Origin of the sequence: Neochlamydia sp. EPS4 (assembly GCF_000813665.1) — a bacterium.
Taxonomy (GTDB): Bacteria; Chlamydiota; Chlamydiia; order Chlamydiales; family Parachlamydiaceae; genus Neochlamydia.
The window spans coordinates 26,968-50,774 of sequence record NZ_JSDQ01000050.1 but is presented as its reverse complement, the minus strand read 5'-3'; the positions used below and the strand labels follow the sequence as shown (position 1 = coordinate 50,774).

The 23,807-nt window shown below is 38.2% G+C and carries 17 protein-coding genes; 11 read left to right on the top strand and 6 right to left on the bottom strand.

Annotation, left to right across the window (positions count from 1 at the left end; translation table 11 throughout):
* The 4 genes from DB42_RS05255 to DB42_RS05240 all read left to right on the top strand — a co-directional run.
* Positions 1-2,138: RHS repeat domain-containing protein (locus DB42_RS05255; protein WP_044882041.1), on the top strand; the 2,138-nt coding region annotated here is incomplete at its 5' end.
* 11 nt (positions 2,139-2,149) lie between these two features.
* Positions 2,150-2,701, top strand: coding sequence for a hypothetical protein (locus DB42_RS05250; protein ID WP_044882040.1), 552 nt, complete (start codon positions 2,150-2,152; stop codon positions 2,699-2,701).
* A gap of 374 nt (positions 2,702-3,075) precedes the next feature.
* Positions 3,076-3,525: a hypothetical protein gene (locus DB42_RS05245; protein WP_044882039.1), complete on the top strand. Its 450-nt coding sequence runs from the start codon at positions 3,076-3,078 to the stop codon at positions 3,523-3,525.
* Positions 3,526-3,537: 12 nt separating this feature from the next.
* The gene (locus DB42_RS05240) at positions 3,538-4,089 is read left to right on the top strand and encodes a hypothetical protein (protein ID WP_044882038.1); all 552 of its coding nucleotides are present in this window, start codon (positions 3,538-3,540) and stop codon (positions 4,087-4,089) included.
* Positions 4,090-4,836: 747 nt separating this feature from the next.
* On the opposite strand, the gene queC is transcribed toward DB42_RS05240, so the two are convergent.
* Both queC and DB42_RS05230 read right to left on the bottom strand, forming a co-directional pair.
* A complete protein-coding gene (gene queC / locus DB42_RS05235; RefSeq protein WP_044882037.1) occupies positions 4,837-5,496 on the bottom strand; it encodes a 7-cyano-7-deazaguanine synthase QueC in 660 nt (219 codons plus the stop codon).
* A 2-nt stretch (positions 5,497-5,498) separates the two neighbouring features.
* Entirely contained in the window at positions 5,499-6,146 is a 648-nt protein-coding gene (locus tag DB42_RS05230) for a radical SAM protein (RefSeq protein WP_044882036.1), read from the bottom strand.
* A gap of 309 nt (positions 6,147-6,455) precedes the next feature.
* On the opposite strand from DB42_RS05230, the gene DB42_RS05225 reads away from it, so the two are divergent.
* The 3 genes from DB42_RS05225 (at position 6,456) to DB42_RS05215 (ending at position 10,779) form a co-directional block, all read left to right on the top strand.
* Positions 6,456-8,297 (top strand): ankyrin repeat domain-containing protein, encoded by a 1,842-nt coding sequence (locus DB42_RS05225; RefSeq protein WP_044882035.1) that lies wholly within the window; start codon positions 6,456-6,458, stop codon positions 8,295-8,297.
* Positions 8,298-8,685: 388 nt separating this feature from the next.
* Positions 8,686-9,696, top strand: a complete 1,011-nt coding sequence (locus DB42_RS05220; RefSeq protein ID WP_044882034.1) for a malate dehydrogenase — start codon at positions 8,686-8,688, stop codon at positions 9,694-9,696.
* A 255-nt stretch (positions 9,697-9,951) separates the two neighbouring features.
* On the top strand, positions 9,952-10,779 hold the full coding sequence (locus tag DB42_RS05215; protein WP_044882033.1) for a hypothetical protein: 828 nt from the start codon (positions 9,952-9,954) through the stop codon (positions 10,777-10,779).
* 157 nt (positions 10,780-10,936) lie between these two features.
* Here DB42_RS05215 and DB42_RS05210 read toward each other — a convergent pair whose 3' ends face one another.
* A complete protein-coding gene (locus DB42_RS05210) occupies positions 10,937-11,953 on the bottom strand; it encodes an FAD-binding oxidoreductase (RefSeq protein ID WP_044882032.1) in 1,017 nt (338 codons plus the stop codon).
* A gap of 398 nt (positions 11,954-12,351) precedes the next feature.
* Between DB42_RS05210 and DB42_RS05200 the strand changes: the two genes are divergently transcribed.
* Both DB42_RS05200 and hflX read left to right on the top strand, forming a co-directional pair.
* Positions 12,352-13,158, top strand: coding sequence for an MBL fold metallo-hydrolase (locus DB42_RS05200; protein WP_039385429.1), 807 nt, complete (start codon positions 12,352-12,354; stop codon positions 13,156-13,158).
* A gap of 11 nt (positions 13,159-13,169) precedes the next feature.
* The gene (gene hflX, locus DB42_RS05195) at positions 13,170-14,495 is read left to right on the top strand and encodes a GTPase HflX (RefSeq protein WP_044882030.1); all 1,326 of its coding nucleotides are present in this window, start codon (positions 13,170-13,172) and stop codon (positions 14,493-14,495) included.
* 289 nt (positions 14,496-14,784) lie between these two features.
* Here the strand turns inward: hflX and DB42_RS05190 are convergent, their stop codons facing one another.
* The 3 genes from DB42_RS05190 to DB42_RS05180 all read right to left on the bottom strand — a co-directional run bounded on the left by DB42_RS05190 (position 14,785) and on the right by DB42_RS05180 (position 17,752).
* Complete coding sequence (locus tag DB42_RS05190; RefSeq protein ID WP_044882029.1) at positions 14,785-16,263, bottom strand: leucyl aminopeptidase; 1,479 nt, start codon at positions 16,261-16,263, stop codon at positions 14,785-14,787.
* A gap of 20 nt (positions 16,264-16,283) precedes the next feature.
* Positions 16,284-16,802, bottom strand: coding sequence for a single-stranded DNA-binding protein (gene ssb, locus DB42_RS05185; protein ID WP_044882028.1), 519 nt, complete (start codon positions 16,800-16,802; stop codon positions 16,284-16,286).
* A gap of 428 nt (positions 16,803-17,230) precedes the next feature.
* Positions 17,231-17,752, bottom strand: coding sequence for a CesT family type III secretion system chaperone (locus DB42_RS05180; RefSeq protein ID WP_044882027.1), 522 nt, complete (start codon positions 17,750-17,752; stop codon positions 17,231-17,233).
* A 511-nt stretch (positions 17,753-18,263) separates the two neighbouring features.
* On the opposite strand from DB42_RS05180, the gene DB42_RS05175 reads away from it, so the two are divergent.
* Both DB42_RS05175 and DB42_RS05165 read left to right on the top strand, forming a co-directional pair.
* A complete protein-coding gene (locus DB42_RS05175; RefSeq protein ID WP_044882026.1) occupies positions 18,264-20,309 on the top strand; it encodes a glycogen-debranching protein in 2,046 nt (681 codons plus the stop codon).
* Positions 20,310-21,203: 894 nt separating this feature from the next.
* A complete protein-coding gene (locus DB42_RS05165) occupies positions 21,204-23,480 on the top strand; it encodes a hypothetical protein (RefSeq protein WP_044882024.1) in 2,277 nt (758 codons plus the stop codon).
* Positions 23,481-23,807 lie beyond the last annotated feature (327 nt).

The following is a 23,807-nucleotide window of genomic DNA, read 5'->3' as shown; positions in this document are numbered from 1 at the left end:
TTCACTACGCCTATGACTGGCTAGGTCGCCTCACCTCTTTTTCCTCTAACGATAACTCTTTGCATTACCATTATACTTATGATGCTAACTCTAATGTTGTAGGTGTGGAGGATAAGCATACAGGAAAGTCTACCACGCGTATTTTCGATAAAAATAAACGTTTGGTCCAAGAAACTTTATCTCATGGGTTAACTCAAAAATATAGTTACGATAATTTAGATAGGATTCAGGAAATTATACTTCCAGACCATTCTTCTATTCAATACTCTTACAAATCACTTTACCTTCATCAAATTAGTCGAGGCCCTTATCGACACACTTATCAGCATTACAATCTTTCGGGGGCATTAGAAGAGGCTAAATTGATGGCTGAAGCAGGCACAATTCAATACGCTTACGATGCCTATTCTCGTCTGATTAGCATTTCGTCTAAGTCTTTAAAAGAAGATATTCCTGAGAACGGTTTTGATCAAGTGGGCAATCTTTTAAAAAGGACAACCCTCGACCCAGTAGGCAAAGTAAACAGTACCTATACATACGATGCTTTATATCAGCTCCAATCCGAAAAAGGCCTCGTAGATCATATTTATCGCTACGACTCCCTCAATAATATGGTGGAAAAAAATAAACGTCCCCATACCGTTAATGCTCTCAATCAGCTCCTTCATGATGGCTTAGACCCACATGCTTATGACCTAAATGGAAACCTTATCCGTAAAGGCTCTTTAAACTTGTCTTACGATGCATTAGATCGCTTGATTGCCATTCATACTTCTACTCATCAGGTCACCTATGCCTATGATGAGCTTAACCGCCGTTTAAGCAGCACCTTCTATTCCCGCTCTAAAGTTGAAAAGAAGTGGATACCTGAGAAAGAAATTCGTTACCTGTACCACGGACTCAACGAAATCGGCGCTTGTGACTCTAAAGGTAACATTCAGCAATTGCGTATATTAGGTAGAGGTAAAGGAGCTGAAATAGACGCTTCGGTTTTGCTAGAACTCCAAGGTAAGGCTTACATACCTATCCATGACACGTTAGGCAATATCCGACTACTGATTAACGCCAAGACCCATACCATAGAAGAAACTTATCGATATACCGCTTACGGGCAAGAGTCTATCTATGGCAAAAATAATAAGCTTATCAAGCAATCGATCAACCCTTGGCGTTTTTCTTCTAAACGCGTAGACGCTGAAACTCAGTTTGTTTACTTTGGACGCCGCTATTACAACCCCGCCACCACACGCTGGGTAACTGCCGATCCTTTAAGCTTTGAGGCGGGCCCTAATCTATATGCCTATCTTTTAAACAATCCTTTAAATGATAGAGACCTGTATGGATTAAGAGGTTCCAGTCCTAGCCGTGGAGAGAAACACCGTGAAAGTGTGATCATGTATGGCAAAGAGCGCGCCTCTTATAGAATAGAAAAAACACCGATTAGAGGAAAAGGTGAAAACACAAGAAGCCTGCCTAGAGTTAGCTTTACAGATAGATTTGAAAGAAGTTTTGTTCGTAGCGAAAGCTCCTCATTAGCCGTATTGCTAGGGAGTAAATCAGAAAATTTTCGTCTGGGTGTTCATAATGGCATTATGACAACCCAACTAGAGGCTATTAATAATGCCATCCACCTTAGAGAATTAGGGTGGGAATATTCAATAGATGTCATCCATAATGCTACGCATAATTTGCTTAACGATTGTGTTGAATCAGGCTTAGGTTTATGTTATATAGCTACGACTCCAGTACGCGTTAATCATGAAACATGGAATAGATTCTTTGACGAATATCCACGCGGAGAGTATTTTCAAATTTGCCATAGCCAAGGGGCCATAAATGTCAGAAATGCTCTTTTAAGTTATGATGAAAAGCTACGCAAGCAAATTACTGTGTTAGCCATTGCTCCAGCAGCTTATATATATGCTGACTCCTGTAGAAAAGCTTATCATTATCGAGCACAAGCTTGGCGCGATCCTATCCCTTATATTGATGTGGGAGGCTTAATACGGAGTAAGCGTGATACAGTGACCTTAAATTCTTGCCCCGGGGCCGCTTTTCATGACCACTCTTTCCAAAGCCCTACGTATGAAGAAGTGATAGATGACCATATTAGTACTTTCCTTAAAAATAAAAGGTGATAGCAAAAAATATGAATAAAATCTCTATCCTCATTTTTATTACTTTAATAGCAGTTTTATCTAGTTGTGCGTTAAGCTTATTGAATAGCTATGAAGAACCAGAACAAGCGAAATTTGTAGGCGACATTTTAAATAACGTCTCTAAAAAGCTTCAAAAAAAATATAGCATGCGTACCATTGGTACAGGGATAGGCATGCCTGACGGAGTGGTGACTATGTTAGCATTAAGTTTTGAAAAAACGGGTCCCTTAAGCCGAGAAGAAGGGCGTAGAATCATTGTAGATTGCGTACAAGAAATGCTTCAAATTATCAATACTCATGAAAGGATTAGACCCCATTTAAAAAATTATCCCTTTACCCCAAGTGATATTGAAATTGCAATTTTTTTAAAGGATCCATTAGGCTACAATATTTTTTACCCCCATTTCGGGGCTCTTTCTTCTACAAATGCCCAAATAGATTATATGTTTACAGCTTCAGAAAACCCCAAAAGGTACTTGAAAATAGAGGAAGAAAAGTTTGAGGAAGCTTTGGAAATGGTTCAAAATGAAAGTAAGAAATAAATTTATATTCGCATTTATATCGCTTTAAGCCACCTGATGTGGTGCTGTACTAAGCTTGCTAGATAGCTATAAAGAAGCTGAACAGGCTAAACTGGTAGGCGAAATTTTAAGTAATACGCTTATAAAGGTAGGCTTGCATACCCAATCCTTTCAAAGCTACCAATCGACTTCAGGGGATGATTTTATAAAGTAGGGAGGTGCATGAGGGGCAGCTTAGAGGTGTATGAGACTTTTCCAAACTTTCTAGGTAAACTCTAATGTGCGTACCAGGGGGTATAGGTATGAACATGCCTGGCGGAACGGTAACAATGTTGATCCAAATTTTATATTTCTTATTATACGCTTTAAAAAAGCCTGCCTACTCAGCCCTCTAATTGATTAGCGATTGTGTTGAATCAGGTTTAGGTCTATGTTATAGAGCTACGCCTCCAGTACGCGTTAATGATGAAACATGTAATAAATTCTTTGACGAATATCCACGCGGAGAGTATTTTCAAATTTGCCATAGCCAAGGGGCTATAAATGTCAGAAATGCTCTTTTAAGTTATGATGAAAAGCTACACGAGCAAATTACTGTGTTAGCCATTGCTCCAGCAGCTTATATGTATGCTGACTCCTGTAAAGAAGCTTATCACTATCGGGCAGAAGCTTGGCGCGATCCTATCCCTTATATTGATGTGGGAGGCTTAATACGGAGTAAACGCGACACAGTAACCTTAAATTCTTGCCCCGGGGCCGCTTTTCATGACCATTCTTTCCAAAGTCCTACGTATGAAGAAGCAATAGATGACCATATTAGTACTTTCCTTAAAAATAAAAGATAAGGATGACAAATTATGAATAAAATTCAAGTTTCCATTTGTATCATTTTAATGTTCATATTATCTGGTTGCGTATTGAGCTTATTGGATAGCTATGAAGAGCCTGAACAGGCGAAATTCGTGGGTGACATTTTAAATAATGTCTCTAAAAAGCTTCAAAAAAAATATACCATGCGTACCATTGGTACAGGCATAGGCATGCCTGACGGGGTTGTAACCATGCTAGCCTTAAGTTTTGAAAAAACGGGCCCTCTAACCCAAGAAGAAGGACGTGCAATTATCGTAGGGTGTGTAGAGGAAATGATTCAAACAGTAAATAAGAATGAAAAAATTAGACCCTATTTGGAAAATTATCCCTTTACCTCTAATAACGTTGAAATTAGGCTTTTTTTGAAGACAAAAGAGGGAAATAAAATTTATGAACCTGATTATGGTGTAATTTCTGAAATCGATGGATCAGTTAACTACAAATATAAATCTTCAGAAAACCCCAAAAAATATTCAAAAATAGAGGAAGAAAAATTTGAGGAAGCTTTAAAAATGGTTCAAAATAAAAGTAAGAAATAAATTTATATTCCCGATTTATTGCTTTAAGCCGTCTATCTGGTGCTATACCAAGCTTGCTAGATAGCTATGAATAAACTGAACAGGCTAAATTTGTAGCAAAATTTTAAGTAATACCGTTTGAAGAAACTTCGCCTGTATACCCTAACAATGGAATGAACCCTTTAAAAGCTAGTTGCTCCTTAAATGCAGGTTTTTTATTAAGCATATGATTGCATAAAGAGCTGTTCAAAAGCGTATAATACGCTTATAAAGGTAGGTTTGCATACCCACTCCTCTCAAGCTACCGATCGACTTCTGGAGATAGTTTTATAAAGTATGGGGGCGCATAAGGGGCAGCTTAAAGGCGTATGAGAATCCGTCAAACATTCCAGGCAAACTATAACCTGCACACCATGGGTACAGGTATAGACAGGCCTAGCGGAGTGGTAACAATGTTGATCCAAATTTTATATTTCTTATTATACGCTTAAAAAAAACTTAACCTGTCTACCCAACCCTCTGAAAGATGACTCTCTACTCAACGAGAGGGCTTTTATAAAGTAACTGGCTGCATAAGGATTAGCTCAAAATCATATTGTTAACCTGAGTTGCGAGGTTTTTTAGGAGTTAATCAGATTTTTTATAAAATCCTTTCAGACGACCTGTTGTTGAGATTTTTCTGCAATAAATCTGCTCCTCCTCCTTCCTTATGTCAATGATAGATAAACCTTTATGAACGTAATAATAGGGCATTACTTAAGAAAGAATTTATCCCTTTGCTACTGTAAATCCATAGGCCCTTAAGATGCATGCGTCGCACTGCCCACAAGGCTTTTGTTGCGGCGTCGGATCGTAACAGCTAAAAGTCATATGCATAGGCACGTTTAAAGCGATGCCGTGACGGATAATTTCGGCTTTATCCCAATGGATTAAAGGTGTTAAAAGCTGAGGCGCGTTTCCTTCAGCAGCTTGCTTAGTGCCCACATTTAAAACCCGCTGAAAAGCTTGAATGTAGCTAAGTGTACAGTCGGGATAGGAGGGAGCATCTAACGCATTAGCACCTAAATAAATTTCCTGGGCATCTAATATTTCAGCTTGCCCCATAGCATAAGCTAGAAAGAGAGTGTTACGCGCTGGCACATAGGTATTGGGGGTTTTCCCTGAGCCTATATCTTCTTTTGATCGATTTTTTGGTACCGCTAGATCTGACACTAAAGAGGAGGATTTAAATACATTGGAGTCAATTTGGACAATACAATGTTTAACCTGGTAGTATGTAGCAATTTTGCTGGCGTGCGTAAGTTCTATACGATGCCTTTGACCATAGTCGAAACTCAGAGCATAGCATTCTCTCCCTTGAGCTAGAGCAAGAGCTAATATAACTGTTGAGTCTAATCCCCCACTCAATAAAACGATAGCTCTTTTCATATCTAAACGCCCCTGGTATGGGAAGGCCATATAAATTTATGAATTTGCAAATTTAAGCGTACTGCTAGCTGATCTTCTAATATCCAATTGACTAAGGTCTGGGAAGGCAACACCTCAAATACAGGCGAAAACAATATCTCACTGACTTTCTTAAATAATTGATATTGACTGCAGACCATCTTAGCATAATCGTAATCTTCCCGATTGCTGATCACAAATTTTATCTGATCATGAAAGCGCAAATGGTTAAGGTTATCCCAAAGGTTTTTATTGCTCATCTGGCTTCCCGGACATTTAATATCTAAAATAATGCGTACGTTTGCATTCACCTTTTGGGTAGACAAAGAACCGCCAGTTTCTAGACTGACAATATATCCTGCCTGGCATAATTGCTCCATTAAAGGGATGACGTTAGCCTGCAAAAGGGGCTCCCCTCCCGTCACACACACATATTGACAGCCAAAAGAAGCTACCTTTGAAAAAATATTTTCTAAGGTATAAGAGACCCCTCGTCCAAATGAATAGGTGGTATCACACCATGAGCAGCGAAGATTACAGGCCGCCAGGCGTATGAAAGTTGTGGGTAGCCCGGCTAAGCTTGTTTCCCCTTGAATGCTACGAAAAATTTCAATAATATTAAGAGAATTCATTTATTTACAAAGAGTAATTTTTTATCAGAAATAATTTGACAATCGATAAGTTATAAGGAAAAAAAAATTTCAAGCCCCCCTAAGCATTTAGCACTTAAGAAAAAGATGCTGGTAGCTAAACACTTAATTTATATAGGCAATAAATATTTTTTGTCTAGATGAGATATCTCATCATATTAAGTAGGCTTTACTCTCTTTTAGAGTTTTACATGCATTAAAGCCATAATTTCCCTCCTCTTAAGAATTTAATATAAGAAAACAATAAAGCTATATATAATTAGCAGTAAAATTATAGAGAGATTGTTAGCAATGAAAATATCAAAATTTTTTTCCTTAATTAACCCTTGTTCTTCTCAACATCATGCTCTTCGAGATTTTAGCATTCTTCAGAGTAAATCAAAGCTATGGGTGGGTAGCCTTACTGCCTTAATTACCTTAGTGGCCCTCCCTCTTTTACCCTTAACTGTGCCCATCGCTGTCTTCTCTTTTCGCACGTTAGTGAAAAAATTTTCTGCTGCTAAAATATCTACAAAACCTAGGCTTCAAGACCAGGCTAATGCGGTGCAATACACTGCCCGCCAAATTATTTTTAAGCGGATAAATGCTGAGCATGTGAATAGAGCTGTCGCCGACGATCTAGACAGCCCTAAGAAAGAAGTGACCTCTACAAGCGAGAATGATATTTCCTCCCTGGTTAGCTCTTCAAGCAATATAGATAGCATCTTGTTGCCAGAAACGGAGGAAATTAATTTAAATGAAGAGAAGCTCCCCCCTTTACACTTGGCAGCAAAAAGAGGAAATCTAGATGAGATCGAAAGACTTCTTTTCATTCATCCCATTAATGAAAAAAGCCCCAAGTCTCAGCGCACGGCTTTAAGTGTAGCCGCTGAAGCTGGGAAACTACATATTGTCAAATATTTATTGCAAAAAGGTGCTAATCCACAACTAAAAGATCAACATTTTCATCGTGCTTTGGAGCTAGCAGCTCAAGCAGGGCATTTAGATATTGTTAAAGCTTTGCACCAGCAGAACACCCATCCATTCAGAGAGCTTTTAAGCGAAGCGTTGCTTTTATCTGCCAGAACTGGAAAAAAAGATGTGGTTAGCTATTTACTAGAACAAAAGGCAGATGCAAATAGTACCGATAGAGAGGGCAATCTGCCCCTGCACCTTGCTACCCAAGCTGGGCATTTACAGGTTGTTGAGATCCTTGCAGGCCTTACTAAAAATATTGATGCTTTAAATCATGACAAGCGCACCCCTTTAAGTTGTGCAGCAGAATCAGGAGAAGTAGCAGTTGTAGAGTATTTATTAAATCAAAATTCCAACCCTGCCATTAAGGACAAAAATAATGAGCTGCCTATCATTTGGGCAGCTAAGAAAGGACATGTAGCTATTGTTGAAATCTTACTTTCAAACATTGATAAGGCCTACGAGCGGGAAAAAGTCTTAACTTTAGCATTGAGATTTGCTTGCCATTATGGAAAGAAAAAAGATATTAAAACCTTACTCACCCTAGGGGGGGATGTTAACAAAGAAGATGATGATGGAAAGCTACCTTTACACCATGCTGCTGAGAAAGGCTCTTTATCTACTGTTAAAATTTTGCTTCCACTAACTCAAAATGTGAATGCCAAAGAAGGGGATAAGGATCAGACGGCTTTAAGCTTGGCAGCTGAGAGCGGAAAAATTGAGATAGTTAATTACTTATTAGAGCACGGTGCGGATGCTAATGAAACTGACCACTTTAAAGCTTTACCTTTACATTATGCCGCTCTGGCAGGGCATTTGCCAGTTATTAAAGCTTTGATAAAAGCGACCCCTCATATTAATGAAAGAGATGATAGCGAAAGCACCGCTTTAAGTTATGCTGTACAAGGAAATCATCGAGAGATTGCCCAATTTTTATTAAAACATCACGCGGATGCAAACATCTCTGATAAAAACTTAAGGTTGCCCTTGCATTATGCTGCAAAGCATGGGAATGTAGAGTTAGTAAAAATTTTGGTAGATAAAACGACAGATATCAATGCCAAAGATTACCGTGGCATTACAGCTTTACGCTGGGCAAAAGAGCATCTTTCCGAAAAAAATCGGATGAACTACGAACAGATAATCCAACTTTTAGAGACTAAAGGCGCCTTAGAATAGCTGCATGGCAAAACTAAATATATAAAGGCATAGACACCATCTTTTAAAAGAAAACATAAAATCTTTAATGAGTGATGGATTGACTGCTGGAGATTTGCAAGATTTTTTACTCTCTATAAAAAATTTCTCTCAAAATATTGAGTGCATCCAGGAAAATCTTAGAGAGAAAAAGCCATTGTAGATGGTACCTTATAGAGGGAAATGACAGCTTCACAGCTATCTTTAGCCCCAAAAGAGTAACAAAGATAAAATTTTTCTTAAATTATGTAGGTAAGCTTCCAACCTTAGGTCCTTAAAGCTCCCTTGGCTCTATAAGTTTAGCTTAGCCAAAATTGAGCTTTACTTTTAGAATCCCCTTATTCTTTAATAGCAAGAAAGAAGAATTTTTATGCCTCTACCTCTGAAACGTATCGCTGTCACAGGCGGAGCAGGGCAAATCGCTTATAGCCTCTTATTCCGTCTAGCCAATGGCGACTTATTAGGCGCTACTCAGCCCATAGGATTGCATCTTTTAGAAATCCCAGAAGCCATGCCTATTCTCCAGAGTGTAGCTATGGAGCTTGAAGATTGTGCTTTTCCCCTTTTAAGAGAAATAATCATTGGAAGCAACGCTGATGAGGTCTTTAAAGAGATAGATTATGCCTTCTTAGTAGGTGCCAAGCCACGGGGTCCTGCCATGGAAAGAAAGGATTTGCTCAATGAAAATGGTAAAATTTTTGTTGAGCAAGGTCAAGCATTAAATAAGTCCGCTAACCCGCATGTCATTGTGCTGGTCGTGGGAAATCCCTGTAATACTAATTGTTTAATTGCCCTCAGCCATGCTCCGCGGATTCCTCAACAAAATTTTCATGCGATGATGCGTTTGGATCAAAATCGTGCCGTAAGCTTATTAGCAAAAAAAGCAAATGTTAATAGCAATGAGGTGACAAGAGCCGTGATATGGGGCAACCATTCTTCTACGCAAGTACCAGACTTTACCCATGTGCATATAAAAAATAAGCCTTTGATAGATTTTCCGATAAGCCAGCATTGGCTGGAAAATGATTTCATGAGTGGAGTACGAGAAAGAGGGTCTGAAATTATTGCCGCCAGAGGAAAATCATCCGCAGCTTCAGCAGCCAGCGCAGCTATTGATGCTATGAAAGCTATTATTAACCCGACTCCTCTAGGAGAGTGGTATTCTTCAGGAGTAATTAGCAACAATAACCCTTATGGAATTCAAGAAAATCTAGTTTTTTCCTTTCCCTGTCGTACTAAGGAAGATAAAACATATGAGATCGTAAAAGATCTTCCTTGGCATAAGTGGATAAGAAATAAGATTATGGCCTCTGAAAGCGAGCTAATTGAAGAGCGCACTTTTGTGAAAGATAAGCTAGGTGCACGTTTACACATAATCTAGCAGCCTAGAAGATGAGTGAATTCTTATTTGGAATAACTTAAGGCCCCTTTAGAGATTAGCTTATACAGCTATCCATATAAATGAGGCCCTCTTGAGTTGATTTCTTCTGGAGTACTAGCTATTTTGAGTATGTGAATAAAATTACATTTGAGCTCTAACCTTTTACGAATACTGAGAAGGCCATAAAAGCAAAGATATCCCTATCATAGGAACTAAATATTTTTTACAAACCTCGAAATGAGATAAAAAACAATTATGACATTCGATGACTTACAATTAATGTTTAATAGAGCGTTAGCCCTCTCTCTTAATAAGAAAAAATTTTTACTAGTCTTTACCATTTTAGCATTATGTGGTGTCTTGGTAGTGTTTTTTCGTGGCCTAGCTCTAGGAGCTAATGAATGGCTGATGATGAGTCTAACTTTTTTACCTATTTTTCTTTGTGCAGGATTTTTGCTTTCCACAGGGATTGTTCTTATTCGTATTTATCATGATGAAATAAAAAAAAAGCAGACCAGTTATACAGAGATATTAGCTAAATCGTGGGAGATCATGATTGGAGCTTCTTATTTTTGCATTCCTATTATTTTAAGCTACCTATTACTGTGGATGCTTTTGGGCCTCTTTTTCTTACTAGAAGAGATTCCTGCAGTAGGCCCCTTCTTCAGTGCTATTTTGGCTTTTGGTCCCTTTTTAATTAATCTAGGTACTCTGCTTTTATGCATATTAAGCCTGGCCATTCTCTTTTTTGTTACACCCGTGATTGCTTTGAAAGGCTTAAATCGCATACAAGTTGCTGACATATTATCTAAAAGAATGAGAGGGGATATATTTAGTAATATTATCTTGTCCCTAATAGCTACCTTTCCTTTATGGTGTCTTGCGGGCTTGCTAATTTTAGCCGCTTGGATGACAGGATCAGTATGTTTTTCGTGCCACAACCCTTTACATGCAATCCTTCAATGGTTTTTTACGATGATACCTTTCACTGCCGTCCTTACACCTGCTGTGATTTTTTTCTTTAACTTTGCGGCTGAAGCCCATGTTTTAATGATAAGAGGCCTCCAAAAAACTTCTCTATAAGTGCCTAACTTCGTATTAAGCTACAAATGAAGAGTTTTAAAATATGAATAAAAAAACTGGTAGAAAATTAGCCGAGCTTGCAAGAGTAGGTTTATAAATCCATTCAAGCATCATCGAGCAATTTGAAAGAAGCCAGCAATATATAATATTTTGATAATTAAAAAGAATGGCATGATTGCCTTTCTTTCATCATATCGACTAGCTTTTCAGCATATAAAGCATGATATAAAAGTCCTTTGGATCCCATGCCGGTAATTGCCCAAACGTTTACTCCTATTTTTTGTATGATAGGCATATGACCAGGAGTAGAAGCACGCACCCCTGCTCTGCAGTTTAACACTGTCGCACCTTCTAATGCAGGCAATAAAGCCAGGGCTTTAGGCATAATTTCTTCTGAAGCCATTCTCAAATTAGCCTGCGCTGATTGAAAGCCACGTTCATAAGTCGCCCCTAATATGCAGCTATTTTTTCCCTTATTCATAATTAGGTAGGCTTGTGAGCTTAAAGGACAGGGTAAAGGTTCCAAACTGTTAGGCCACACAATATCAATAACCTGACCTTTTACTTCGGTCACAGGCAGCTTTTGCGATGTTAGCAACCTATTAACGAAGGCACCCGTAGCTAACACGATATGGTCAAAAGCTTTCAATTCATCCAATGTTTCTATTTCCTGTCTTTCAAGCACAGCTCCTTTTTCATTGCAGGCTTTCCATAGTCCCTCCAAATAAAGAGAGCAATCTACTGCCATGCATTTTTTAATAAAGAGTGCTGGATGAAAAGACAGTCCTGAAATTTTTTGCTTGGCTTCCTTTGCTTCTAGCCATAGCAAATCATCATACTGAAAAGCTGAACGCTGAAAATCCTTTTCTTGTTGAAGTGAAAGAGCTACCCGCAAAAATCCGTTATAGCTGGCCACTGGCATGCCCATTTTTTCAGAGGCAAGGTTTAGCAGCTTCTCTGTGGCCTCAAAACCTTCTAGTCCATAACGATTAAGCTTAGCGGTAGCACCCACATAAGGGTGCAGCAGTCCGGCAGCTACTCCGGAGGCCCCTCCTCCCACCCCTAAATGGTCAAAGAAAGTGATACTAGGTCTTTGCTTGCAGGAAAATTTTTTTAGCAAAAACCATCCTGTGGCTAATCCTGATAGACCTGTTCCTATAATAGCTATACGCATAAGCACAAGAGCTTATTTGATTTATAGTTAAAATACAATAAGCCATCTTGCATTATTCCTCATACACTGTATAATAAGAACTTTTATATTTAAAGCTGATTAGAATTTTAACCATAATTCTTTCGCCCATAAAGCAAATAATAAAATTTTTAAGCAAATCTGAGCAGGATGGCTACATGCATTCTTGCTTGATTACTATAGATAAATAGCCTAACTATGCAAAAGCCTATGCCCGCTGTTATTCTTAAAAGCCGCGAAATCTTTCCCCAAGCTAGTGCAAAATTTCTAGCAAACGATAAAGAGAGTACAGCCTATATTCATTCAATAATAAGCACAAACTTTTCCTTGGGAACTTTTAATAAAGGCAAAACTTATAATTTTTCTATGAGTGTTTTTTCATGAAAATTGCAGGCAAATTTTTATTCTTTGGAACAGGCAGTTCATTGGGAGTACCGGTAATTGGTTGTGAATGTGCAGTTTGCCGTTCAGAATCCCCTTACAATAAACGCTTACGCTCCTCTGGGCTGATTAAAATCCATGATAAACAAATTGTCATCGACTGTGGTCCTGATTTTCGCACTCAGATGCTTCACCATCATATTAAACAGATTGATGGCTTAATCTTAACGCATGCTCATTATGATCATACAGGAGGATTTGACGAGCTTAGGATCCTTAATGCTCGTTCCAAGCAGCCTATCCCTTGCCTACTGGCTGAAGCTACAGCAGAGGAGCTAAAAATGCGTTTCCCCTATGCTTTTGATAAAACTTCTTCCACAGAAAAATTAACGACTCGATCTGTTTTGCATTATCTAAAGTCTGAAAGAGGAAAAGTAAATTTTTTAGGATTACCTATTCATTATGTAACCTACCAGCAAGGTGGCATGTTAGTCAATGGCTTTAAAGTAGGCAATTTTGCCTACATTTCTGACATCCGCCATTACCCTCAAACTATTTTTGAAGATTTGCAAGGAGTAGAGACTTTAGTGGTAAGCTGTCTGCGTCAGCAGTCCTCCCCTTTACACTTCAATGTTCAAGAAGCGATAGATTTTGCTTCCAAAGTGGGTGCTGACCAAGCATGGTTTACTCACATCGCTCATGAGCTGGAGCATGATTATACTAATTCCAAGCTTCCACCAAACTATCAATTAGCTTACGATGGCTTAGAGATTGATTTTGAAATCCCCTTAACCTCCTCAATATAAAGAGTAAATGTATGCCCTCTATTAAACCAAAAATCCTAGAATCCTCGGAAGACGAATATCAGCAGCCTAAAAAAGCTTTACTTGTTTCTGTTTATAAAGGATCTAACTTTCGCACAATCTGCGAAGAGCATCTGGATGAACTAGCCTTACTAGCTGAAACTTATGGCATTCATGTTAACGCTAAAGTTCCTTGTATGGTGCGTAAATATGATGCCTCTACTTTTGTCACGGAAGGTAAATTACAAGAACTTTTGCGGATGGCACAAGAGCAAAAAGTAGATTTAGTCATTTTTGATGATGAAATCTCACCAGGCCAGCAACGCAATTTGGAAAATATTTTTAAAATGCCTGTTATAGACCGTACGGGAGTGATTTTGGAAGTTTTTGCCCAACGAGCACACACTAAAGAAGCGCGTCTACAAATTGAACTAGCTAAAATTAAATATCAAGCACCACGTTTAAAACGCTTATGGTCTCATCTATCGCGCCAAGCGGGTACAGGAGGTAAAAGCGGAGGAGCCTACCTCAAGGGGGAAGGTGAAAAGCAAATCGAAATTGATAAGCGAATTTTAAAAAAACAGATGGATAGCCTTCAAAATGAAATTCATGAAGTACGAGCTAATCGCCTCACACAGCGCACTCTTCGCACTCGATTAGAAATTCCAGTTTTCGCCATTATAGGTTACACAAATGCGGGTAAATCTACGCTTCTTAATGCTTTAACGGATGCTAAAGTTTTTGTCGAAGACAAACTTTTTGCTACTCTTGATACCACTACACGTAAATATTTATTACCTAATAATCAAGAAATTTTATTGATTGACACGGTGGGCTTTATACGCAAACTCCCTCACTTACTTGTTGCTGCTTTTAAAAGCACATTAGAAGAAGCTTTGCAAGCAGATATTCTCCTCCATTTAGTAGATATTAGCCACCCTATGGCTGAAGAGCAAGCCGCCACCACTTACGAGGTATTAAAAGAACTGAATGCTGAAAATAAACCCATCATTACCGTACTTAATAAGATGGATGTATGTAATGATCCCCAGAAAATTACACGCCTACGCATTCTTTATCCCAAATCTGTTTGCATCTCTGCCCTTAATAAAATCGGCTTTGAAGATCTATTAGAGCAGATGATTCAAGAGCTCAATCGAAGACGTACTTCAGTCACCTTAAAAATCCCCCAGCTTGAATACCATAAAGTGAGTGAAGTCATGCGTTTAGGCAATATTATCCATCAAGATTATGAAGAAAATGATGTTTTAATTAGGGTAGATTTACCATGCGCATTAGCTGGCAAACTAAAAAATTATATTATCGAAGGCTCGGCATAATATCGCCTCATTAAGACTTCCATTGATCTATCTATTTAGATTTTTTGTAGAGTATGCTTGAAAAAGATTTTTATCGAATGGTCTCCAAGTTAAGAGGTAGCCTATAAAAAAAGAGGACGGTAAAGATAAAGTTAGAAGGACTTACAAAAAAATTTATGAGAGAGAAAAGGCTGAAAAAAAGTTTACAGAGAAAAATTGAAACCAATTCTTCAGAGAAGGAAGGAGAGGAAAATTTTATAGAAAGCCTCACAAGCAACTTGAGAAGCTATCCGCCCCAGTATTTTTTAGCTCAGTTTTTTGCAGAAAGAAAGTCGATTAATAATCGCACCCCAAACCCTGTAGCATACTTCGGATGGTAGCGTTTTTTCTCACTGAAAAATGCCGTGCTTGCAATATCCAAATGAGCCCAAGGAGTTTTCTCCACAAATTCTTGTAAAAACATAGCTGCGGTAATAGAGCTAGCAGAACGGCCGGAACTATTTTTCATATCCGCAATATCTGATTTTAGATAAGTGTGGTATTCCTCGTACAAAGGTAAACGCCAGACTCTTTCAAACGTTTTTGAGCCTGAGCGCATTAAAGCATTTGCAAGGTCATCATTATTGGAAAACAGGCCGCAAGCTTCGGGACCAAGAGCCACATCAATGCCTCCCGTCAAGGTAGCAACATCGATAAGACGAGTGGGTTTTAAATACTTAATGGCATAAGTGATCGCATCTGCAAGGACTAAGCGACCTTCAGCATCAGGGTTATTAACTTCAATTGTTAATCCCTTGCAACTCTTGTAGACATCCCCTGGTTTAAAACTATTAGAGTCAATACTATTTTCTGTGGCTGGCACTACTACCGTTAGATTAACCTCAAGCCCTAAAGAAGCTGCAGCATAGAGAGCGCCTAGTACGGCCGCACCTCCTGCCATATCAGCTTTCATCGTTTCCATTGAGCCTACAGGTTTTAAATTAAGGCCCCCGGTATCGTAGGTGATCCCTTTACCAATTAATACTGTATGTTCTTTAGATAGGGGATGGCCTTGGTAGGACAAAATAATCATGGCAGGATCGCTGGTTGAGCCCCTATTCACAGCTAAAAGTAATTCTAATTTCTCTTTTTCTATCTGCTTTTTATTAAGGATAGTCGCTTTCACATGAGGAAGCTTACTTTCAAGAGCTTTTGCAAAGCTAGATAAGTATTGAGGGGTAACCTCATCGGCATTCCTATTTACCAAGTCGCGTGCCATGTAAACACCTTCAGCAATTTTACCACAGCGTTGCGCAATCGCTAGCTCTTGCTTAGATAGATTGATAAAGGTCACTTGCTGCAATAATACAGAATGCTCAGCTTTGGTGACTTGCTTAAGTTCATCAAAATTATAATTAGCTAATAAAATTCCTTCCGCTATACCAGTAAGGAGGGCATCTTTTGCTAAAGTATCTACCTGGGGGCAAAAGAGGCAAATATTTTTGATATTTTTTTGATGACATAAGTGAGTTAACTTAGCATATATACGGCGTAATTTTTCTGTATCAATTTTTTCTTTAGCTCCTAACCCTATCAAAGCAAGCCTTTTGCCCTCCTTGGTGCTGGTATCATAGGCTACCAGAATTTCACCTTCTTTTGCGGAAAAATCTTGCATCATAAGGGGAGCAAAATGAAAAGCATATCGATCGATTTGAGCTGCCTTTTCTGCTTGCTTTTTCCCTTGCCAAAAAGGTAAAACAAGCAGCTCAAATTTTTTGCTATCTTCATTAGAGGAGGAAAAAAAACGCATTCACGCCATCCTTAGTTGGATCAAAAGGGAATATTATCATCATCGGGCACATTAGGAGCCGGCTTATAACTTGATTGATTGCCAGGATAGGAAGAATAGCCTGTATTCCCTGTCGATTGAGAGGTATAAGAGGGTTCAGAATAAGCACTCGGGCTAGTGTAGGAAGAAGGAGTAGAAGCTTGGCCATAAGAGGCTTGACCAGAGGGCTCTTGACCAGCTCGGTCTGCTTTACCAAAGGGGCTAAAGCGAATCATTTCTGCTGTTAAATCAAGAGATACTTGAGGACGTCCTTCTTTATCTGTATAGATTTCAGGCTTGCCCATTTCGCCAATTACAATAAGTGCGCTACCCTTTTTTATATAAGGCATCATCTTATCAAAACGCTCTCCCCAAATGGTCACACGCCACCAAACTGTTTCATCTTTCCCACTTTTACGAGTATTCGTTGCCAAGCGTAACATAGTAACTTTTTGGCCACCTGGTGTAAAACGAACTTCGGGATCTGTCCCTAAATGGCCTGCGATTTCAATGATAATCATTTTATTAAACCTCGCTAATTTTGTTCATATTGTACCTTTTCAAGGATACTTTTATTTTAATCTATACAATAGAGTATCAATCGAGCAAAAATCAAGGCAAAAATTAAGGACTGCTCCAAAGATTCACGATATAAAGTAAAACTTTTTTTTTGATCTGAGCTGTTGTAAATCAAAAACAGCTTTTCAGTTAAGTGTCCCCTTAAATAGTTTTTGAAAAATCAACAAAAATGCACCTTCTTTTAAGAGGGGAAGAAAATGTATTTTTAATAATTTTTACAAGGAAGCTTGCTAATAAGCATCTGAAGCTAAGGAAGCTTTAACATTAAAAGGAAAGTTTTTAGAGAATAGAGAAAATTAACAGACATTTTGCAAAGCACCTAAAAACAGGTATACGCAAGACACCTACATGCCTTGCGGTATATCTAGGATTAGATTTTGATAAATCCTGGGGTTTTCCCGCCGGGTCCCATGGAAGGTCCATCTGATAGATCTCCTAATAAAGAAGGTGAATCAGGCTGAAGTGCTTCATCGCGTCCGTCGCATACTTCTTGGCATGTCTTGCGCCATTTTTCAACAGTTTCAACATATAAAGGAGCAAAAGCGCGCAATCTATTGCCTTCAGCATGCTCCATTTCGATGGTGCAGTGAATCAAAATGAGTTCTTCTTTAACAGCTACTCCAACTCCGCCTCCAGCCATTTGGCCACCAAGCATCGAGCCCTCAAGCAAACGCTCATAAAGACGTAGCTTGGTTTTATTATCTTTTGGAAGGCCATCCAGTAGAGGTGAGTACAAATATAGCCTTTTTGAATTAGGCTCATAGGTAAGATGCAATGAAAATTCGTCATCTATCCCTAATATACACGTATTGTTTTCATCGAATTCAAGCCCTTCAAGGCCTAACTCTTTACCAAATTCTTTGAGATTTTCCTTCGCATTTTCAAAAGACATGTTAAAACCTCCTCAGGACATTTCTGCGAATTTTTTATTTATCCTATCATTAAACCAAGGTGGCATCACTTATTAAGCAAAGACCTTTTGAGAGATTACTACTCTCCTGATCTAACTTTAAGCTTCATTAACTCAATTATATTCTTGTTTAGCAATAAGAATCAATTAATTTTAGCAAGCAGAAAAAACCCTTGAAGCTATAGAACATCTAACCAACCTAGAGAATTATTTAAGTTTCTTAAAATCAAGTGCTTAGTAAAAAAATTGGTTATTTACACCTCTCTATGTTTCTAAGGCAGTTTACAATTCATCACCCCCTTATTTTTTTATAAATCCAACCAATAAAGCCTAAAAAAGGCTAAGTTTTTACTTTTCCAGGCTCCAGCATCCTATCTTCTCTATAAGGCTTTACTCCCCTTGGACCCCCAAGCTAGGTTTTCTTTACCCTTAAACCTTTGGGTTTTAAAAAAATCATTTTATAAAATTACCTTTATATTTATAAAATGCAGGAATGAATACTTTTAATTATAAAGTTGGAGCTGGGAGCCCTTTTCCCTTGGGAGTTACTTGGCAACAAGATGGAATTAACTTTTCTTTAGTTTCATCGAAAGCTTCATCGGTCATTTTAGCTTTATTCGATTCTTCCACTAATCAACCCTTTATAGAACTCTCTTTGGATCCTCTTCTAAATAAAACGGGCGATATCTGGCACCTTTTTCTGGCGACTACTCTTAGCAAGCCGTTAGGTTATGCTTATAAGCTAGGAGGCCCCGATAAATATTTTGACGCCTTCAGCTATCTATTAGATCCGTATGCTAAAGCTGTTATTTCTCCTAAAATTTGGGGAGCTAGGCGCCTGGCGCCTAACAAAGATCATCCTCTTTTTTTAGGGCTGCTTTATCCTGAAGAAAAATTTGACTGGGAAGATGATAAAAAACCCCAAATATCGCATAAAAACTTGATTATTTATGAAATGCATGTGAGAGGGTTTACTCAACATCCCTCCAGCCAAGTCAAGGCACCCGGAACATATTTAGGAATGATAGAAAAAATTCCTTATTTACAACAGCTAGGCATTAATGCTGTTGAATTACTTCCCATTCAAGAATTCAATGAATGTGAATACCCATTCCCTCATCTTTCTCTTCAAAAAAATTTATTTCAATATTGGGGATACTCCTCTATCAACTTTTTTGCTCCTATGAATCGTTATGCATTCAGCCTTGCTCCATGGGCAGCTTTACAGGAGTTTAAAAAAATGGTAAAAGCTTTTCACAAAGCAGGCATAGCAGTGATCCTGGATATTGTTCTTAATCACACGAATGAAGGGAATGAAGATGGCCCCCTTACCTCTTTTAAAGGCATTGATTGTAACACCTATTATTTGAAAGATAAAGAAAACAGATTCATGAATTTTACAGGTTGTGGGAATACTTTCAACACTAATCATCCTATTCTTCAGCATTTTATTCTGGATGTTTTACGGTACTGGGTTGTAGAAATGCGCGTAGACGGTTTTCGTTTTGATCTGGCTTCTATATTTAACCGTGGTATGCAAGGGGAAGTTCTTGAAACAGCTCCTATTGTCGAAGCGATTTCTTATGATCCTGTCCTTTCGCAAACAATTTTAATTGCTGAACCTTGGGATGCTGCTGGCCTCTATCAAGTAGGAACATTTTCCCCTAAAAAAAACCGATGGAGTGAATGGAATGCCCTTTATCGAGATACTGTTCGGCGCTTTATTAAAGGAACGCCTTACACAAAAGATCTGTTCGCCTCTCGCCTAGCAGGTTCTCAAGATATTTATAGCTTTCATTCACCTTTAAGCAGCATCAATTTTATAACGGCCCACGATGGATTTACTCTCTACGATTTAGTCGCCTACAATCATAAGCATAACCTAGAAAATGGAGAAAACAACCAGGATGGTACCAACCAGAATGAAAGCTGGAACTGTGGTCTAGAAGGGCCCACGGAGGATTTGCATATTAACGATCTAAGGGAACGGCAGCTGCGTAATTTTCATTTAGCTTTAATGATGTCCCAAGGAATTCCCATGTTACAAATGGGGGATGAATATGCTCATACAAAAAAGGGTAATAATAATACTTGGTGCCAAGATAATGAGCTTAATTGGTTCCTTTGGGATAAACTTCAAGAGAATGCAGCATTTTACCGTTTTTATCGCTTAATGATTAAATTTAGAAAGCAAACCCCCGCTCTGCAACAAGGAAGATTTTTAAACGAGCAGGATATTTTCTGGAGAGGAACTGACGGAGAAAAAATAGAGTGGGATAAAGAAACACAATTTTTAGCTTTTACTTTGCTTGCTAGAGAAGAAAACGCAATTCTTTATTGTGCTTTTAATGCACAAAATATTCCTCAAACAATTTTCATCCCTATGCTTGAGAAGGATCAATGCTGGCAATTAATCATTAACACGGCTAACCCCTCTCCCTATGATTTTTATGAGGAGGGACAAGAGCCGTGGATTGAACAGCCATTATTACAGATGCCAGCTTTTTCAGCTGTTCTACTCAAAAAAAAGCTTAATTAACTCATTAATAGCTAAAAATTTGCTTTTACTTCAAAAACCTTGAGGGGCCAATTTTCCTATCCACCTTATCTAATAAATTTTTTTTCTTGTTTAGCAACAGTTTTCTCTCCCTGTATTTTGTTGGCCTTTTATTTCCCAGCTTTTCTAAAGCACAAGCACACTTTTGCCCCTTTGCTTATCCTAGGATGTATATCCATAGCTTTTGAAGAAACTCTATCTGTATAACGAAAAAGTCAACCTTTCTCTTAAGTGGGCTCTCCTCGTAAAAAACAAGCTCTTTATTAGGTATAGGATGCATAAAGAGCGACTCCAAGAAACCCTAGCACGCATTAACTCTTAAAAGTTAAAAGGAAAGAAAACTTTGTTCTAAAAATCTAAATTTTTTCATCCGTACACTTAAACCCCACTAAATTAAAAATATTTTTGGCAAAGCTTAATTTGTACACGTGGGAGCCAATCTTTATACACTCATACCCTTAGCAAAATCTTAATTTTAAGTAGAAAAATAAGAGGTGGAAAATTATATGCCCAACTAGTTTTTTTTAAAGCCAATCCACTGATTATCTTATGGCAGCTAGCTAGCTTTTTAGCTATTGCTCTCCTAGCAGATAAAATTGGTTTCCTTTGATTTTTTAATATCCCTAGGCATTTAAAGTTCATGCTATTTTAGCCTCCCACTACCAGAAAAAAACCGACCTGCTAACTTTACCTTTATAGTTATTTCCTCTCTAGAGTTTTCCTAATTACGTTCTTTTAGCTTGCAAAGAACATAAGGCTGTATGCTTTAGGCAAAGCTAAATAAATTTATTCATTAAAAGGTTTTTTATGTATATTTAATTTACTTTTTAAAAATCGCCTGCTATACTAATTGTAAACCTAGCAGTGGTATCTCTTATGAATAAAGATTTTCCTTCCCTTCCTCCGGTGGCTCCTCCTCCTTTTGTCAACCCTATTTCTAACACGGAAGAGAGGAAAGTGCCGAATCAACAAGCACAAAGAGTAGATAAAATTGCTTTACCAAAAATAAAGGAAATGACTTTATGGGAAAAGCTTTGCCACAAACTCAATGTAATAGTTACCTGGCTGAAGTCTATACCAAGCAAAATTTTTAACGTTTTTAGGTGCTGCTTTAAAGATTCTCATGAAGATTTCGATGAATTCGTGGAAGATGATGACGAAGAATATATTGGAAGACGCGTAAGCCAAGAAATGCAAATCTTTCCTCATCCTACGAATTCTACCTTAATAGGTAAGGAAGCACCACCTATAATAGAAAATCCTCTTGCTCAAAGATCTTTTCTAGATGAGCTGGAGGCAAATGTTTCCCAGCTGAGGTTAAAGGTCGAGCTGCTAGAGACTGACTCCATGGTAGATAAAGAAGCTTTAAAAAAGACAAACTCTAAGATTAATAACCTCTTAGATAAAATTTCTAATCTACCTGCTTCCTTAAAAGAAGGCGAGACTGACAACAAAATAAGTGCATGGAAAAATACTTTAAAGACCGCCCAGAAAAAGTTAGAACTTATAAGATCTCCTCAGCAGGTGGTTCTCCCTGTAAAAATAGAAAGCGAATTTGCTGACTTCCTACAAGAGGTAAAAAATAGCCTAGAAACAGCTAAGGGCCAAAGAGTTCAAAAAACATTGAACATGCCCCCAGTTTTTAAGAATAAAAAAAATAATTGCTGGTTTCATGCTGCTATCCAGCTAGTATGGGCGATGGGCGATTCATTTCATCAGTTGGTAGCAGAAAAATACCAAGAACGCTCTATATTAGTAGACACCTACAATAAGGAAATGGATGAATATAATGAGTGCTTGTTAAATTACCCGACTAAATGTGAGCAACGCAAACAACTGCTGCTCGACCAACTTAAAGCTTTGAAAAACTTTAGAAAAGAACTTAAAGCTTATTCATTAGCTCAAAAAAGAGCTGAAGCTGAATATCGAAGAACTTTTCAACGCTATGAAGTAGAAAAAGAAGCTTGGGATATTTATTTGGAAGAAAAAAAGAGATGGCAGGCCGCGGACCATGCCACTGCGCCACCTGTAAAACCTCAAGACAATGAGCCTGTGCCACCTGTTATGGAAAACCTTGCTTTTCCTAAGGCTCCTGAGGTTGAAATAGAAGAGATAATTCAAAAGCCTAAGCTGCCCTCAGAGCCTATTGATCCAACACTTTTACTTGATTCCATTCATCTGCTAAGTGAAGCGTTGCAATTAGGCAATCAAGATGCCATCACTTCAGCAGCAAAATGCCTAGAAAAAGCTACTCCCTTGCTGGATGCTGAGTTCGTAAATAGAGGCGCGCAATACGATGCTGATGTTTTTATAACAGCACTCTTTTCCTATCTTTCCTCACCTTTTTTTAAAGTTGAAAAAGAAATCAAAGGTTTACCTGGGACCATTTTTAAGGATATATCCCATTTCCGAGAAGATAGTACATCAATTTTAAGGCTTTTAATTCCTACGGGCCACACAAATTTTCAAGAAGTTTTAAATGAAGCTTATAGCCCACAAGTATTTGATAAAGAGCCTGGGTGCTCTTTTGATCGAGAAGAAAATGGAGAGGTGAGAACAGTAACCCAATATAGTGAGCAAGAGAGATTAGTAGAAATTAAAGAGCGTGGGTTTATTCTTGTGCATGTAAAACGTTATAAATATTTTGTGTCCACCCAGAGAAAAGATAAATATGAACAACTTATTAATAACAGGGCCAAACAATTAATTAAAAAGGATAGAGCAAGCTACATCAGTAAAGAAGAGGCAAAGAAAGCAGCGCTGGAAATGCTAAAAGAGGAAAAGCTCATCCCTCCCTCCTATCCCCAAACGCATTACGAATCTAGAAAAATTTCCACCCCTCTAAACTTCCCTAACAACCATCGCATTAACTTCTCCCAAGCTTTTAAAGAGCAAACAGATAAAGATTACGAATATGAATTAGTAGGAGCTGTCTTACAAGAAGGAACTTTAAATGCAGGCCATTACAAGGCAAATGTTATGGGAGTTAATCCCCATAGTGGAGAATCTCAATGGTATCATGCTGATGATTTGAAAGATCATATAGCTTCCTTTACCCTCTCGGAAGCGCAGGCCTCGAATAGAAATGGCTACATCTATTTATTTAAAAAAGTAGCTAAGGCAAAAGATCCTTCCCCTCAAGCACCTGGATAAAAAAACTTATCTTCTGATAAAAAACCTGTTTTCAAAAAAGTCAGTTTTTAAAAGATAATGCTTTTTTCAACCGTACAGGGGTGATTTCTTAAGCAAAAATGATAAGAGTAGGCATGGGCTTGATGCTTTTGCCGCCCATAAGAGTTTTTTAGCTGCTAGTTATAGCATTGCTTGTAAGATATGTGTGCATACAGGTTTAGCTTCTTGCAGAGTGTATTTCATTAGATTAAACTCCTTCTTTGTAGAAACTTATCTTAACAACGCTTAAGAAGCTTTTATTTTGCAGGTCCTGCTGCTTTCGTCGCAGTTAATCTAGAGCCTAATCCC